We start from the raw sequence: 16,279 nt of genomic DNA on the forward strand, positions 1-16,279 counted from the left end.
AGCTTTATAAAAGACATTCATTATCTGTGTTGGTTTTGATTTCAATCCGCAGAGTAAAGCGATAAATGTGGTCTTATTTGCCTTATCCTAAATAGTTCACCTTTGAATAATTACGATGTTATTGGTTGTTTTAACCAACTTCAGGAGATTTTACGAGTAATGTAGGTGGGCGTGGTGGTTTTGTTGAAAGGTGCTTTTTTCATTAAATAGCCGGTTTTGACATTAGACTTTGCTATTGATTGCAGACTTCCCTCTCCCTCCCTTAAAATAAATGAAGCTATTGGTATACAACAAGTACACTTAGCCCTAAGTATTGGGTATCGATAATAATAGCAATGAAATAATCCAGCCACTATATTATATAAAGAATATAATTATTGAATTAATTTTATATTAATAACAACATCAAGTCAGTGTGTTACTTATTTAAAATAAAAACTGAAATTAAATTAGTTAATGAACTAATCAAAGAAAAACTTGGCGATATTAATATTATTCAACCCTATATCCAGATGATTATAAACTCTGGAGATATGTACAGTGCCAACCATCTAATAGAACACTGCCTAGAGTACATTGATGATTACGAAAAATCACAAGCACTTATGATTGGTACCATTAAAAACTGTATCAATAAACCTATTGAGGCAGAATATTACTATGCTAAAAGCAAGGAGTCAGAAGCCCCTTTAAGCATTGTTAAAGAAAATTATACACTCTCAATGCTATATCTTCGACATCATAAATCTAATAAACGCGACATTCAAAAAGGACGTCAGTTTTTACAGGAAGCTTATAATATTATTCAATCAGGTCAATTGGATTATTTAGAGCAAGATAAAAAGAATTTCTTCACTGTATTTAACAAAAATGGATATGGACTTATTCTTTTTAGGGAAGGAAACTCACATGAAGCTATAAAACTTCTTAATTGGGGGCTTCAACAGTTATCAAATAAACATAGCATGCACTATATGCATCGTTCTGTAATTATTTATAATATAGGTCTCTGCTATAAATAATTAGGTAAACATAATGATGCAATAATATATTTTAATCAACTACTTGAAATTGATTATACTTTTCCTGAATATCATCTTGAACTAGCAATGTGTTTTTATGATAAAGGGGATATAGCAGGCTATATAAATAGTATCAAAAAAGCCTTATCTGTTAGCCCAATGCATAGCGATAGCCACTATCATATGAGTATAGCATTTTTATCATCCCAGGATTATATTTCAGCTGAAAAACATGCTCGCCTTGCTTGGGAAATTTCAGGCGATAACCTTACAGCCTACAATTATGCTTATATTCTTTCATTAAATAACAATTATAAAATTATGGATCACCTAATGCAAAGAACTGGTGTTTTTATGACCAAGGTTATCCCGATGAGCATACTAATGTATGTGATTCGGGTGACCTTGTGAAGCCAACGCATCTACAACTTGAAGTATGACGACCGTTCGATAAAGAAAAGGCCAGCAATGCTGGCCTTCCGTATCATCAACCAATTACGAATTAACGTAACAGGCTCAGAACACCTTGTGGAACTTGGTTAGCTTGTGCTAACACAGCAGTACCTGCTTGTTGCAGAATCTGACCACGGCTCATGTTAGAAACTTCTGTCGCGAAGTCAGCATCTTGAATACGGCTACGAGCAGCACTCAGGTTGTTAACAGAGTTATTCAGGTTGTTGATAGTAGACTGCATACGGTTTTGGAACGCACCCAGTTTAGAACGGTAGGTATCTACTGTTTTCAATGCTTCATCTAATCTATTCGTAGTTGCCTCATTAATATCTTTAGCTTCAGTTTCTGTTTTCGCGCTAATTTCCTTACCTAATGTAAAAGTAACGTCTGTTTTCTTTGGATTACTACCATCTGCTGGAATTTCAGCTTTATCAGTAGAGATATTATAGAACTTATCACCTGATTTAGCATAATAAGTATCTGATTTTGCATCTTTAAAGATTGTTGCCCCAGTAACCGTTGCACCTTCTGCATCTTTGAATGCAAAAGTAGTATCGTCCTTAGCAGCATCACCTTTAAATGCAGCAAACATCCCATCTGCATCTAATGCGGTATCTTTTACAGTAACAAATTTTGTTAATTCAAAGTTATCTAATTTTAATGCTTTCAGATCAATTTTTTGCATATCTAATTCAATGGTTTCACCATCATTAGCGCCAACTTGGAAGCTCATTTTTGAACCTTCCAGTACATTGATACCATTAAATTGAGTTTGCTCTGAAATACGTTGAATTTCATTTAAACGCTCATTAACTTCTTCTTGAATAGAACCGATATCGCTATCTGAGTTAGTTCCATTTTTAGCTTGAACTGTCAATTCACGAATACGCTGAATGTTATCGTTAATTTCGTTAACTGCACCTTCCGCAGTTTGCGCAATAGAGATACCGTCGTTAGCATTACGTGATGCTTGAGTTAAACCTTTCACGTTTGCAGTGAAACGGTTAGCAATCGCTTGACCTGCTGCATCGTCTTTTGCGCTATTGATACGTGAACCGGAAGATAAACGCTCAATTGCAGAACCTAATACGCTTTGTGAACGGTTTAAGTTGTTCTGAGTAGTCAGAGACAAAATGTTCGTATTGATAACTTGTGCCATAATGTGATCCTTATTATTCAAATTAATGCGTTAAGCCGAAATGCTTAACTTGATGAATTTCGTCAGCAATTAGGTTATCGGCTACAAAAAAGTCCCCTTTAGGCTTTTTAATGAAAATTTTTCTTCACAAGGCAGAAAATGGCTCTACAGTCGGTTTTTAACGCCATTCTTTTTTAATGCTCTCATTCTTAACACTCTCATTTATTTTTATTAGTTTTCTTATTATTGAATTCCAATAATGATAATTAACTGCTTTTAACTCATCAGTTCTTGCCATTACTCTTTTTCAGAATAGTCTAAAATTTTGCTCCGTTTTGCCGATAAAACCCTATACCCCAACTAATTCAAGTTGCAGGTAGGCGACAAGTGAAGTTAGACGGGGAGCATAGATAAGCTATGTGACTCGGCTAGCTGAGCGTAGTCAACACCACTGCAACTTGCAGGATTACGGGTATAAATAGATTTATTTTAGGGTTTATGTCACGGACATAGCGTAGGAGAAAACATGGCAGGTATATCTACACTCGGTATCGGGTCAAACTTAGATTTAAACGTACAAATGGATCAACTAGAAGCGATGGAACGCCGTCGCTTAGAGCCACTGACCACCCAAAAAGCCAGTTATGACGCACAAATTAGCGCTTTTGGCAAAATGCAATCATCATTAGAAAAACTAAAAAAAGCGGCTGAAGACTTAAAGAAATTCAGCGATATCAGCACAACCAAAGTGAACGGCGAATACAAAGCCTTTGATGTGAAAACCGATGGTAAAGCCGTAGCGGGTGTACATGATGTATTAGTCACCCAGTTGGCAAAAGCGCAAACTATCGCTACTAAAGGAACACCAAACAATAGCAACAAAACATTACTGGGCAACGGCGCACCTGAGCGAACGATTACCATCACTCAACCGTCACAAAAAGAAGATAAAGATAAAATCGTTATCAAACTGGATAACGAGCACACCTCACTGATTGAAATTGCGGATGCCATTAATAAAACCGATAAAGGGGTTTCAGCATCGGTCATTAAAGACAAAGACAATATTTACCACCTGGTCATCACCTCTAAAAAAGAAGGTAGTGAAAACCGTATTAGTATCAATGTGGAAGGCGATGACAAACTGGCTGACATCTTGAATGTTGAGTCGGTGATAGATGACAAAGGAGTTGTTACCTTAAAAAATGCTGAAACCAGTGGTATGGTGCAAAAAGTGGCCCCACAAACCGCCTTATTGGAAATTGATGGTTTCAAATTAGAATCACAAACCAATGAGGCCAAGGACTTATTTCCCGGATTAACCTTAACGCTGAAAAAAGAAAGCGAAAACGGGAAACACGACCATCTGATTGTTTCTGAAGATATCGAACCCGCCAAAGACAAGATTAAAGCGTGGGTGGATGCTTATAACGAATTCCAAACTTTAGCAAAAGAACTCACCAAATACACGCCAACGGAAAAAGGGACTGCGCCCGATAAGACCAATGGTCCACTGATTGGCGATTCCACTTTACGCATGATCCAAAGCACCCTACGCACCCAAGTTCGCATGCCACAAGCGAGTGGCGACATCGATACTCTGGGCAAAATGGGTATTAAGCAAAAACTGGATGGTACCTTAGAGATCGATAATAAAGTGTTGGATAAAGTACTCAAAGAAAACCCATCCGGCGTCAAAGTATTTTTTGCCGGTGACGGCAAAGAAACCGGTTTTGGCACTGAAAACTTTAACTATTTAAAAGACACATTGGACAGCAAAGAAGGTACACTACATAACGCCACCGATGGTATTCAAAAGAAAAAGAAAAGCTTAGATAAACGTATTGAGCAAACCAATAAGCAAATCGAAAACACTATGGATATGTACCGGCGCCAATTCCAAAACCTCGATAAAATGATGACGTCACTGAACAGCACCAGTAATTCATTAGGCCGACTTTTAGGTTAATACTTTAGGTTAAAAACATGTATCAACGACACGCGCAGCAAGCTTACCAACAGGTCGATTTGGAGAGTGAAATCACCAACGCGACCCCATATCAACTGATCCAAATCCTGTTTAAAGGGGCGCTTAGTGCCCTAAAGCGCGGGGAAATTTTTATGCAGCAAGGTAAGGTGGCGGAAAAAGGTAAAGAAATCTCAAAAGCTATCGACATCATTGACACTGGGTTAAAGCAATCGTTAAATTATGACGCTGGCGGCGAACTTGCGGAAAATTTAGCAAGTTTGTATGAGTATATGACAATGCAGCTACTCCGTGCCAACCTCGAAAACAACGTGGCTTATGTCCAAGAAGTTTACCAGTTACTCTCCGATATCGCCTCTGCATGGCAACAAATCGGTGCAAATGTGGATGAAAGATAATCAGGTGGACAATAAAAATCCTATCGATTTACAAGAAATATACCGTAATGTCTTAGTATTAAGTGAAGAATTAGTTGCCTCAGCGCAATCTGGGGAATGGGAGACATTGGTCTCCCGAGAGACAGAATATGTCCTTGCGGTGGAAAAGCTCACCCAATTAACGCAAGAGTTAGAACAACAGCAGCCAATCACTGAAGAGTTTATTCAACTATTGCATAAAATTATCGAAAATGAACGCATTACCAAAGAATATTTACAACAGCATTTAAATTTTTTAAGCAAAGAAATTAAGCAATTAGATCAAAAACGGGAATTAAATAACAGCTATGGTCAATTTGACGAACCAGATACTCCCTTGGTCATCCGCCCTATGGAATGAATATGAGTGTCAGGTCTAAGGACCTGACACTTATTTTTATCTATTGTTGCTGCTTTAAGCGTTGCTGCTTTTTCAATTTTTTCAACAGCATATTGCGTTTTAGTGGTGATAAATGGTCGAGAAACACTTTTCCGTGTAAATGGTCAATTTCATGTTGCATCACAATCGCTAAGAACTCATCGCTATCGACTTCAAATGCTTTACCATGCCTATCGAATGCTTTAACTTTTACACGCAGGAAACGGTCTACATCCGCGTAAATTTCCGGCACTGACAAGCACCCTTCTTGATAACTAGTTTCCCCTTCGCTTTCCACGATTTCAGGGTTGACAAAAACCATTGGCTCGTTGCGGTTTTCTGAAATATCAATCACCATTATTGATTTGGTTTCAGCAATTTGTGTCGCCGCAAGACCAATTCCATTATCGGTACTATACATGGTATCGATTAAATCATCGATTAATGTTTGTACTGCGGCGAAATCTGTCACTGGACTACATTTAATACGCAGTCGCTCATCAGGGATTTCAATAATTTCTCTTACTGCCATAATTTAAATCCTATGAATTCGATCTTTATTCTCAATAATTAAATCTATTGCTCAGCCAAATTATCTATACGCACAAAGTTGCAAGGACAAACACATCAAAACATATGATTAAATATGTTTAAGGATAATCTGCTTGCTCATCGGTTTTTAAAAAGAATAAGTATAGAAAACATTATGGGCTTTTTCGTTTACTAACAATATGCAAAAAATGACTTTCAAATTTGATGTCATTGTTTCACTCGTCGTTATTGACACAAAGACATTAACAATTTAGCTTAAAATTATCTGAAAAAACAAGGCTCAGCGAGACTTGTTAGAAAAATACCATTTTATTTAACAAACTTCATTAAAAATTGACAAAAAGTGGCATTTTAATGGCTAAGCAAAATCACATCTTCTGAGTTCAAAGTTTAAGCATCTACCAATACGAAAAATAAACAATATGCTCATTAAAAAATCCCCTTAAGTAAAAGGTAAACGATTGCTGTTGATCTAGCGCTTATTAGCGCATAAATGGCATAGACTACCAATTGCAATCCACTAGCTGAATCGATACAATTCGCCACTTTCTGGAATAGCTCTAACTTATTTTTTGACTGAGTCTCACCACTATCACCTAACAAGTGGAAAAGTAAAAAATACGTTTTCCTTAGCTTTCACGACCATTATTTGACTTTATTTAAAAGACTATTGTGAAATTACTATTTTCTCTTTCTTTGACCACCGCAATCCTCTCTGGCATTTGGGCTTGGGTCGCTGACAGCTTAGGCCTGATTGGTTGGGCTGGCTTTCTTGGCTGTACAGCCTATTTTGCCTATCCCAAAGAGGGTCTTAAAGGCCTAGGTATTACCGCGCTCACCGTAAGTAGCGGCGTTTTCTGGGGCATGATGATTTTACATAGTGGGGCTTATTTACAGCATTTACCCAACTTTGTGAGCTATTTTATCACCGCTATCGTTGCCTTTTTGATGTGCATACAGGCAAAGAAACAGTGGCTGGCTTATATTCCGGGGACGTTTATTGGCACCTGTACCGTATTTGCGAGTCAAGGGGCGTGGTTAGTGACCATTAAATCGTTACTGATCGGCATAATATTCGGCTTTACAATGAAAAAAAGTGGTTTATGGCTATCAGATAAATTACATACAAAAAAAACCGCCTGATACAGCGGCTAATAAATAATAAAAAACCAAGGGAATTTCAAACACACTTGATGATACATTAATATTTTAGAACAACAATGTTTAACATCATGATTTAATTAACAATTAATTCGAGTTAACGTTAAGTACACTTACTTATTTTTCGTGGGAAATGGTTCTAATATCGCTAAAGTTATGATAAAAATTTGTATGGATACTCTTTTATTGATTTGAAAAATTTATCTTGCCAGTCAAATATTGAACGCACGTTTTAATTTTACCCTCCATGCGTGTACAATTAAGAATAATCTGTACTCTTGATATATCCATCACCGTTTTGCTCATACAAAGTCACACTCCGCTGTAATTAGCCTATTAATTCAGCAGATATGGCTGGCGTTAAATTTATGGCTAAGAAATAAACGTTTCTGTGATAGAAAGTGGAGAGTAATTGAATATAAAAATTAGATAGATGTAAATCTATCCCTCAGTCTAATACATTAACTCCTACCCTATAAAATATGCACCACCTAATATCCTATATGTCATCGTAATAAAAAAGATGGATTAGTTTTACTGTACATTTAGCTATTAATGAGGCACAAATACTCCTTAAAATAAATTTGCCTACTACAGTAGAAAGCTTCATTAGTTATAACGGTATAAGTCAGTACGAAATTTATTTTTCATCATTTAAAATCACATACTAATAATTATTAAAAATTCCATATTAGTTTTATTTTCTATTTTTACACAATAGCTGACGACAAATTTCACTAGTAGGCATTCTGCCATTATTTAATTTATCATGTTGCTTTTTATTTATTAATATTTCTTATTAATTTAACTGACTCTATAAAACTTGATGTTTCCTTCTGCACCAATACCTCAATTGCACTTACTTTCTCAATCTTTATTGTCATACAAATGTTGTACATTATTCCACTCATTAGCACTAAACAAATAAAAGCACGAAAAATGAAATTCATTTTGCTTAAAACAAATAACATACTGGTTAAAGACTTAAATGTAGATAAGTTGAAAAATATGATATGGCTAAATATCAATCTTTTTCAGGCTCTATTAACATCAAAAAGTTTTATGTTTCATTATCATTAACCAGTGTCTATCGGGCATCTGAACAGAATGAACCCAAAGGAAGAAACACCGATATTGGCTTAAAATATACCAATGATATTATTAAACCCTTACTTTTATTATAAATCTACGAGGTGGATATGTTTGAGTTATTAACTGCGATTGGTATAGGACTCGTGGTGCTATTACCACTGGCCAATCCATTAACGACAGTCGCGTTATTTCTTGGTATGTCAGGTGGAATGACGATTGATGCACGCAAGAAGACCATCAATACAACGCCTATTTATGTGTTTTTTATTATGTTAGTTTCATGGTATTCCGGCCAAGCCATCATGAATACCTTTGGCGTCACTATCCCTGGACTCAGAATTGCAGGGGGCTTTATCGTTGCTTATATTGGTTTTAGAATGCTATTTCCTATCGTTGAAGCCCATAAAAATAAAAATGATGAACAAATATTAGATAACACGTCGAATATTGCATTCGTTCCGCTTGCCATGCCTAGCACCGCAGGACCAGGAACCATTGCCATGATCATCAGTATGGCCTCATCCGCCATGACAAATGAACATGCCTACTCCCATTGGATTATTCTCGTCGCACCACCATTGGTTTTTTTCCTGTTTGCCGTCATTTTATGGGTTTGTTTAAAGAGCTCAAACATCATTATGAAATTCTTTGGCAAAAGTGGGATTGATGCAATATCTCGGTTGATGGGATTTTTATTAGTTTGTATGGGCGTTCAGTTTATTATTACAGGTATCGGTGAATTAACCCGCTCTGGTTTCTTTAGCTAAAAAATATGGCCTCGCATCACTGCGAGGCCATATCTGCATTTAATAGCGGTCAAATACACCATAATCAGGCCGCTCTCCTCTCATCACAGCGCGTTGCTGTTCATGTACCGCTTCTCTATCAATTCTTTTTTGCTCAGATGTACGAGCATCTTTATGCGGTTTTGGCCAAGTTGATTTATTTGGTTCATAACTAGGATTAAACGAACATCCTGTGGTAATCAGGATAAAAAACAGCGAAAAAATTAATTTCATCATGACTATTGGCATATTTCTGAAAACGGAGGCGAAATTTAGCAAAGTTAAATGATGATAACAACCCTGAATATTCTGTGTGAATAATATAGCCCATTCAGGCTGCCTACCATTTTTAAACTACATAACCCGTAGTATTCACTAAAAAATTAACAGTGCGTCAAATACGCCAATCCTAATGAAACCTGATAATACCAATGGAAATAATACTATTTTTGCCTTATTACACGCTCAACTTTAAGTATGGGAATTTCCTCGAAACGAGATACTCTCCTTAACACTTTATAGGAGATGTTTTAAGAATTAGAGATATAATGAAGGTTCCCCAATAGGTCGCGTTTTAAACCGCCTATGTGCCCATAAATACTGTTCTGGAGCTTTCATAATTTCTTTCTCTAAAATCTCATTAATCCTCCCTGCATCTTTCGTCATATCTCTTGTTGGGTACCCTGTAATTTCTTCACCAAGTAACAAGGTATAATTAACGCCCGTTTTATTACGTAACAAAGTCACAGTGAGTGTAGGTGAACCTGATAGCTGCGCCAGTGTGGATGTGCCTTTTGATGTCGAACAGTTGTTTACTGAAAAAAACGGGGCAAAAACCGTGCCTTTTTTACCGAAATCTTGGTCTGGTGCAAACCAAATCGCTTTACCACTTTTTAACTCTTGAACCATAAAACGTAAGTTTTTACGATCAATCATCCCTTTACCTCCGCGGCAGCGGCCTTTTGTTTGGATAAATTCCATCGCTTTATTGTTATGAGGTCGGTACATTGCATTGACAGGAAAACAAAGCCCCATAATTCTCCCGCCTAATTCCAATGACATAAAGTGAACGCCGACGATAATGACCCCGCTACCTTTTGCAACCGCAGCTGAATAGCTATCCATTCCTTCAACTTGAAACAATCGTTTAATTCTTTTATCACTCCAAAACCAAGCTATACCTGTTTCAAATAGTGCAATACCTAGAGATTTTAAATTTTCGACAACAAGTGCATCGATTTCATTTGCACTTTTTTCGGGAAAGCACAACTCTAAGTTTCTTTTAATGATGCTAACTCTTCTTTTAATAAAATACTTTGAATTTTGTCCTAACCATCCCCCTAACCAAACAAGCCATCGGTAAGGTAGCTGGACGAGTAAAAACAAGATAAAAATACCTAACCATGTTACTGCATACTTGGGGTGAAATAACTTCAATGAAAACGAGTTTTTGGCATACATTCTGTTTCTCAATATCTTAACTTTGCTCAGTGCAATGTACATTTGGCAGCGACAATTATTTTAAATTCCATTTTCTAGCGTAAAGCCCTTCTCACTGTAAAAATACTTGAGCGCAAGTATTAATGCTCTAGCTGTATGAATAAATAGTTACATTTATTCCCCAGGGTAAATAGTATAAACTTGGATATGATTCAATTGACATGCATCCTACAAAATGACCTGTGAATAAGATTAAAAAATAGGATGCTGATGAGCATACTATAGATCTATTAAAACGTGAGATATACTTACTCTTCTTTAATTTTACTTGCATAACATGACTATGACTTGCATGTCTCATCGGTTTTTGGTGGAAGAAAACCTAAAAGTGATAATGATTTTATTGTGATGATCGACCAACCCCCTCAAGATAGGCTTGGTTTAATTGATATTTTAAAATAAAATGGCCTCACTCCGCCCCAAAGAAGCAATAGCAAGGCAATTAATTAATAATATTCAAATAGATAAATCAATTACACTGGCATTGACATAATTTCTTGATATGCAGCCACCAGCTTATTACGCACTTGTATCCCCATTTGTAAACTCAAACTGGCCTTTTGCATATCTACCATCACATCATTCAAGGAAACATCTTGTTTTCCTAACGTAAAATTCTCAATCTGTTTGGCTGAATCATTGCGTGTTTTGTTAATTTGGTTAACAGAAGCAACCAAGTGGTCGGCAAAACCAACCGGTTCGATTAGCGGTTTCGTTGGGTTAGTCGCTTGAGTTGCCACAATATTCAATTGTGAAATAACCCCTTCAATAGCTTGAACTGTCATTATTTTCTCTTCTTTATATACCGTGGATAACTTCTACTAATTTAGTTGGCGAGCTTACCCTATCACACACTTTTTAACTTGAAGCCGATAAATAACACCAAATTCATAGGCTGATTTCGTCATTAGATCCCCTCAAGACAATAAATAATAGCAACGTGAAAAAGTGACGTTACGAAGAGGGAAATAACATTGTTTCACCAAAAGTATTTTCATCCGTCTAGTAGTCTGCAAAGCAGGGAATATTTATGAGTGCCGCATCTAAAGACACGGTAGAGGCTAAAAAAGGGTTTGCCTCAATAATTGAAAAAATTAAAGCCGATCCAAAAATACCGTTAATGATTGCGGCAGCCGCGGCTGTTTCAATTATTGTTGCCCTTCTTCTTTGGTTACGCAGTCCTGACTACCGTGTGCTCCTTAGCAATCTTAGTGCTAAAGATGGCGGAGATATTGTCAGCCAATTGACTCAGATGAATGAGCCTTATCAAATTGCTGATAATGGTAGTGCCATTTTAGTTCCTGCGGATAAAGTGCATGAATTACGTTTAAAACTCGCCCAATCAGGCTTACCTAAAGGTGGCAATACGGGGTTTGAGTTATTAGATAAAGAACAGTTTGGTATTAGTCAATTTAGTGAGCAAATTAACTACCAACGCGCTTTAGAGGGTGAGTTATCTCGCACCATCGAATCCTTAAGTCCTGTGCAAAGTGTGCGGGTTCATTTGGCTATTCCTAAACCCACGCTATTTGTACGTGAGCAAAAATTACCGACGGCATCTGTCACTGTCGGTTTATTACCCGGAAGAATGTTAGATGAAGGCCAAATTAGCGCCATTGTACATTTGGTTTCCAGTAGTGTTACCGGGTTAACTGCCAGCAATGTGATTATTGTTGACCAAGCAGGGCGCTTACTCACGAACAATGACAATAGTCAGCAATCCGCTAACAGTGCACAAATTAAAATGACCAAAGAGGTGGAATCCCATCTTAAACAACGTATCGAAGATATTTTGTCACCCTTGGTTGGGCGCGCCAACGTCCATGCACAAGTCACCGCACAAATGGACTTCTCAAAAGTTGAACAAACTTCTGAAGAATATAAACCTAACCAAACACCAAACAGCGCTGCTATTCGTTCCCGTCAGAACAGCCAAAGTCTGCAAAATAACAATGGTGGAATGGGAGGAGTCCCTGGTGCGCTGTCAAATCAACCAGTTAGTGCACCAAGTGCGCCAATTGAAACCAATAAAGACGATAAGAACGCACCACAAACAGCACATAACCGTAACAATACGACTAACTCGCAAAGCGATGAAACCACCAATTACGAAGTGGATCGCAAAATTAGTCATACTCAACGGCAAATCGGTGTTGTTGATAGACTCTCGGTCGCAGTTATCGTCAATTACCATTCACAAGAAGGCGAAAAAGGCCCAGAAATGAAGCCGTTGCCGCCAGAAATGATGCAGCAAATAGAAGCGTTAACCCGAGAAGCAATGGGCTATTCCACCACTCGTGGAGACTCACTCAACATCACTAATTCATTGTTTACTGATGATACTCCTGTTGAAGTTGAGCCATCGTTACTGTCAAGCCCACAATTTATTGCGCAGCTTTTGGATTACGGAAAAATACTGCTCATTACCATTATTGCTTGGTTCATGTGGCGTTTTGGTATCAAACCACAATGGGTTAAATACCGTAAAACACAGCAAGCACAAGCTGAAGCCAATGTTTTCGTTGCCAATCAACTGAAAACCCCTCTCGTGGTTGATGAAGTCATAAATGAAGATATGGATGAACAAACGCGCCGTCGCCTCACTCGTCAACGTGTTAGTGCTGAAATTCAAAGCCAGCGCATCCGTGAAATGGCAGAAAAAGACCCACAAATCGTCGCAATGGTTATCCGTCAGTGGTTAGGAAAATCCCAATGAGTTTAAGTGGAACAGAAAAAAGTGCCGTGATGTTAATGACACTCGGTGAAGATCAGGCCGCAGAAGTGTTTAAACACCTGAACCCTAAAGAAGTTCAGCAATTGAGTATGGCAGTATCAAATATGCGCCAAATCTCAAATAACGAGCTGGCGGAAGTGTTAACAGAATTCGAAGAGTCCGCAATCCAGTTCGCTGCATTGAATATCAATACTAACGATTACCTACGCTCAGTGTTGGTAAAAGCGCTTGGTGAAGAGCGTGCGGCTAGCTTGCTGGAAGATATCTTTGAAAAACAAGAAACAACATCCGGTATCGAAAGTCTCAACTATATGGAACCACAAACCGTTGCAGATATTATCCGTGATGAACATCCACAGATTATCGCCACTATTTTAGTTCACTTAAAACGCAATTTAGCGGCCGATGTTTTGGAGTTATTCGAAGAGCGCCAACGAAACGATATCATGCTCCGTATCGCAACCTTTGGTGGTGTACAACCTGCGGCATTAGCAGAGCTGACCGAAGTATTGAACAACTTACTGGATGGCCAAAACCTCAAACGCAGCAAAATGGGTGGCGTGAGAACGGCGGCAGAAATTATCAATCTGATGAAAAACCAACAAGAAGAAAGCGTTATCGATGCGATGCGTGACTACGATGGTGAATTGGCGCAACGTATCATTGATGAAATGTTCTTGTTCGAAAACCTTATCGAAGTGGACAACCGCAGCATTCAACGTATTTTGCAGGAAGTTTCTACCGACTCGCTGGTTATTGCCCTCAAAGGCAGCAACCAAGCATTACGCGACCACTTCCTCAACAATATGGCGGCACGTGCAGCAGAAATCGTTCGCGACGATTTGGAATCGCGTTCACCTGTACGCATGTCCCAAGTAGAACACGAACAAAAAGCTATTTTGCTTATCGTTCGCCGCTTAGTCGAGAAAGGCGAAATCGCCATTGGTGGTGGAGACGACGTCTATGTCTAAATCAATACCGCCTAACGACCAATGGCAACCATGGCAACTGCGTGAGCTAAATCAATGGGAGCTTAATTCAGGCATTCCTTCATTAAACGATATCCCAGAACCCGATACCCCAAAAGTGCCATGCTTAGAACCGAAAGAAGTGTTAGAGCAAATTAATTTACTCGATAACATTAAAGAAGATGCTCAACGCACAGGTTACCAGCAAGGGTACGAAAAAGGTCAAAAAGAAGGTTACCAAGCAGGTTTTGAACAAGGTTTGCGTGCAGGTGAAGAACAAGGGCGTGAGCAAGCGCTTGCCCTACAACAGCCTGTCATTGAAACATGGCAAAAGTTGTTGTCGGAGTTCAATTATTCACTCGATACCTTCGATACTGTCGTAACGACAAAACTATTGCAAATTGCATTAACCGCAGCAAAACAAGTTTTAGGGCAATCCACTGTGTGTGATGGTACGGCTTTACTGGAAGAAATCAGTCACTTACTACAGCAGAAACCGATTTTTGCTGGGCAACCTGAGTTACACGTTAACCCAAATCATTTTGAATTAATTGAGCAACACCTTGGCTCTTTATTGAACCTAAATGGCTGGCGACTTGTCGCCGATCCTAAACTGCATATTGGCGGTTGCCGCGTCGTCGCAGAAGACGGTGAAATTGATATGACAGTGGCAACTCGCTGGCAAGAACTCTGCCGTTTATATGCTCCGGAGAGTTTTTCATGACTGCACGATTGGGACGTTGGATAGCATCGCTCGACGATTTAGAGTCGCGAATGAAAGGTATCCCGATGGTACGCCGCTATGGCTGCTTAACTAAAATTACAGGTTTAGTCATGGAAGCCGAAGGCATTAAAATGCCTTTAGGGGCGACCTGCTTCATTGAGCGCTCCATTAATGGTGGATCAGACGAAGTAATCTGTGAGGTCGTCGGCTTTAACGGCCCAAGAATGTTGTTGATGCCATTGGCTGATCTCGAAGGGATCGCACCCGGTGCTCGTGTCTATGCGCAATCTACAGGTGAGGATGGGCAAACTAGCCGCGTATTACCTATCGGTAACGAATTATTAGGCCGAGTACTTGATGCACAAGGCACCCCACTCGATGGCAAAGGCCCGTTAGAAGTCAAAACCCGTGCTCCCTTAATTACGCCACCAATTAATCCACTGGAGCGAACGCCAATTAGCAAAGTATTAGATGTCGGTGTTCGTGCAATCAATGCGTTATTAACAGTAGGTCGGGGTCAGCGCATGGGGCTATTTGCTGGCTCCGGTGTCGGTAAAAGTGTATTACTTGGCATGATGGCACGCTTTACTCAAGCCGATATTATCGTCGTTGGTCTAATTGGCGAGCGTGGGCGCGAAGTTAAAGATTTTATTGAAAATATTTTAGGAACTGATGGATTAAAACGCGCCGTTGTTATCGCCGCGCCAGCTGATGTGTCCCCTTTATTACGCATGCAAGGTGCCTCTTATGCCACCCGTATTGCCGAATACTTCCGCGATCAGGGCTTAAGTGTTCTGCTTATTATGGACTCATTGACCCGCTACAGTATGGCTCAGCGGGAAATCGCTTTAGCCGTTGGCGAACCACCGGCTACCAAAGGTTATCCACCATCCGTATTTGCTAAATTACCCGCCTTAGTCGAACGAGCAGGTAATGGTAAAAATGGTGGGTCAATTACCGCTTTTTATACGGTATTAACTGAAGGAGATGACCAGCAAGACCCGATTGCGGACTCTGCTCGAGCCATTTTGGATGGCCATATTGTACTTTCTCGTTCATTGGCAGAATCAGGACACTACCCTGCCATAGATATTGAAGCCTCTATCAGCCGAGCAATGACAGAGTTGATTGACAAAGAACATTACCGAAAAATTCAGCGTTTTAAACAATTAACATCCAGTTACCAACGTAATCGCGATTTAATTAACGTCGGCGCTTATGCGATGGGAAGCGATCCTATGTTGGATACCGCTATCCAATATTACCCACGGATGTCTAAGTTTTTACAACAAGATATTGATGAACGTTGTGATTATCAAACTGCTTGTGAGCAACTGATGCAAGTGGTTCCCAACGAGTAATGGGGGG

At 39.0% G+C, this 16,279-nt stretch carries 17 protein-coding genes; 12 read left to right on the forward strand and 5 right to left on the reverse strand.

Translation table 11 applies throughout. The features are described from left to right. Window positions 1-413 precede the first annotated feature (413 nt). Complete coding sequence (locus ACLPIE_RS04775; RefSeq protein WP_430260131.1) at window positions 414-1,022, forward strand: hypothetical protein; 609 nt, start codon at window positions 414-416, stop codon at window positions 1,020-1,022. A gap of 87 nt (window positions 1,023-1,109) precedes the next feature. After that, window positions 1,110-1,433 (forward strand): tetratricopeptide repeat protein, encoded by a 324-nt coding sequence (locus tag ACLPIE_RS04780; RefSeq protein WP_430260133.1) that lies wholly within the window; start codon window positions 1,110-1,112, stop codon window positions 1,431-1,433. A gap of 91 nt (window positions 1,434-1,524) precedes the next feature. Here ACLPIE_RS04780 and ACLPIE_RS04785 read toward each other — a convergent pair whose 3' ends face one another. Then, window positions 1,525-2,634: a FliC/FljB family flagellin gene (locus ACLPIE_RS04785; protein WP_430260135.1), complete on the reverse strand. Its 1,110-nt coding sequence runs from the start codon at window positions 2,632-2,634 to the stop codon at window positions 1,525-1,527. 505 nt (window positions 2,635-3,139) lie between these two features. On the opposite strand from ACLPIE_RS04785, the gene fliD reads away from it, so the two are divergent. The 3 genes from fliD to fliT are packed head-to-tail and all read left to right on the forward strand — an operon-like array spanning window position 3,140 to window position 5,377. Next, window positions 3,140-4,582, forward strand: coding sequence for a flagellar filament capping protein FliD (fliD, locus tag ACLPIE_RS04790; protein WP_430260137.1), 1,443 nt, complete (start codon window positions 3,140-3,142; stop codon window positions 4,580-4,582). A 17-nt stretch (window positions 4,583-4,599) separates the two neighbouring features. Beyond that, complete coding sequence (fliS, locus tag ACLPIE_RS04795) at window positions 4,600-4,998, forward strand: flagellar export chaperone FliS (RefSeq protein ID WP_272573697.1); 399 nt, start codon at window positions 4,600-4,602, stop codon at window positions 4,996-4,998. Further along, the gene (gene fliT, locus ACLPIE_RS04800; protein WP_430260139.1) at window positions 4,988-5,377 is read left to right on the forward strand and encodes a flagellar protein FliT; all 390 of its coding nucleotides are present in this window, start codon (window positions 4,988-4,990) and stop codon (window positions 5,375-5,377) included. The genes fliS and fliT overlap by 11 nt, the downstream gene beginning before the upstream one ends. Window positions 5,378-5,417: 40 nt before the next feature. Here the strand turns inward: fliT and def are convergent, their stop codons facing one another. Then, window positions 5,418-5,927: a peptide deformylase gene (gene def, locus ACLPIE_RS04805; RefSeq protein ID WP_430260141.1), complete on the reverse strand. Its 510-nt coding sequence runs from the start codon at window positions 5,925-5,927 to the stop codon at window positions 5,418-5,420. A gap of 692 nt (window positions 5,928-6,619) precedes the next feature. Here def and ACLPIE_RS04810 point away from each other — a divergent pair. The 3 genes from ACLPIE_RS04810 (at window position 6,620) to ACLPIE_RS04820 (ending at window position 8,967) form a co-directional block, all read left to right on the forward strand. Continuing rightward, on the forward strand, window positions 6,620-7,090 hold the full coding sequence (locus ACLPIE_RS04810) for a DUF1097 domain-containing protein (RefSeq protein ID WP_430260143.1): 471 nt from the start codon (window positions 6,620-6,622) through the stop codon (window positions 7,088-7,090). Between the two features lie 1,031 nt (window positions 7,091-8,121). Continuing rightward, on the forward strand, window positions 8,122-8,292 hold the full coding sequence (locus ACLPIE_RS04815) for a hypothetical protein (protein WP_430260145.1): 171 nt from the start codon (window positions 8,122-8,124) through the stop codon (window positions 8,290-8,292). A 15-nt stretch (window positions 8,293-8,307) separates the two neighbouring features. Beyond that, window positions 8,308-8,967, forward strand: a complete 660-nt coding sequence (locus tag ACLPIE_RS04820; RefSeq protein WP_430260147.1) for a MarC family NAAT transporter — start codon at window positions 8,308-8,310, stop codon at window positions 8,965-8,967. A 39-nt stretch (window positions 8,968-9,006) separates the two neighbouring features. Here the strand turns inward: ACLPIE_RS04820 and ACLPIE_RS04825 are convergent, their stop codons facing one another. The 3 genes from ACLPIE_RS04825 to fliE all read right to left on the reverse strand — a co-directional run bounded on the left by ACLPIE_RS04825 (window position 9,007) and on the right by fliE (window position 11,270). Then, window positions 9,007-9,222 (reverse strand): AAA family ATPase, encoded by a 216-nt coding sequence (locus ACLPIE_RS04825; protein WP_430260149.1) that lies wholly within the window; start codon window positions 9,220-9,222, stop codon window positions 9,007-9,009. A gap of 300 nt (window positions 9,223-9,522) precedes the next feature. Then, window positions 9,523-10,446: an LpxL/LpxP family Kdo(2)-lipid IV(A) lauroyl/palmitoleoyl acyltransferase gene (gene lpxL / locus ACLPIE_RS04830; RefSeq protein WP_430260151.1), complete on the reverse strand. Its 924-nt coding sequence runs from the start codon at window positions 10,444-10,446 to the stop codon at window positions 9,523-9,525. A gap of 512 nt (window positions 10,447-10,958) precedes the next feature. Then, on the reverse strand, window positions 10,959-11,270 hold the full coding sequence (gene fliE / locus ACLPIE_RS04835; protein WP_430260153.1) for a flagellar hook-basal body complex protein FliE: 312 nt from the start codon (window positions 11,268-11,270) through the stop codon (window positions 10,959-10,961). A gap of 245 nt (window positions 11,271-11,515) precedes the next feature. On the opposite strand from fliE, the gene fliF reads away from it, so the two are divergent. Genes fliF through fliI form a run of 4 tightly spaced genes read left to right on the forward strand, consistent with a single transcriptional unit; the run spans window position 11,516 to window position 16,272 of the window. Continuing rightward, window positions 11,516-13,201, forward strand: coding sequence for a flagellar basal-body MS-ring/collar protein FliF (fliF, locus tag ACLPIE_RS04840; protein WP_430260155.1), 1,686 nt, complete (start codon window positions 11,516-11,518; stop codon window positions 13,199-13,201). Continuing rightward, complete coding sequence (fliG, locus tag ACLPIE_RS04845) at window positions 13,198-14,190, forward strand: flagellar motor switch protein FliG (protein WP_430260157.1); 993 nt, start codon at window positions 13,198-13,200, stop codon at window positions 14,188-14,190. Before fliF ends, fliG begins: the two co-directional genes overlap by 4 nt. Continuing rightward, on the forward strand, window positions 14,183-14,911 hold the full coding sequence (gene fliH / locus ACLPIE_RS04850; RefSeq protein ID WP_430260159.1) for a flagellar assembly protein FliH: 729 nt from the start codon (window positions 14,183-14,185) through the stop codon (window positions 14,909-14,911). Before fliG ends, fliH begins: the two co-directional genes overlap by 8 nt. Continuing rightward, window positions 14,908-16,272 carry a flagellar protein export ATPase FliI gene (gene fliI / locus ACLPIE_RS04855; protein WP_430260161.1) on the forward strand — a complete coding sequence of 455 codons (1,365 nt, stop codon included), beginning with the start codon at window positions 14,908-14,910 and terminating at the stop codon, window positions 16,270-16,272. The genes fliH and fliI overlap by 4 nt, the downstream gene beginning before the upstream one ends. The last annotated feature ends 7 nt before the right edge of the window (window positions 16,273-16,279 follow it).

The organism is Providencia sp. Me31A (genome assembly GCF_050487165.1).
Taxonomy (GTDB): Bacteria; Pseudomonadota; Gammaproteobacteria; order Enterobacterales; family Enterobacteriaceae; genus Providencia.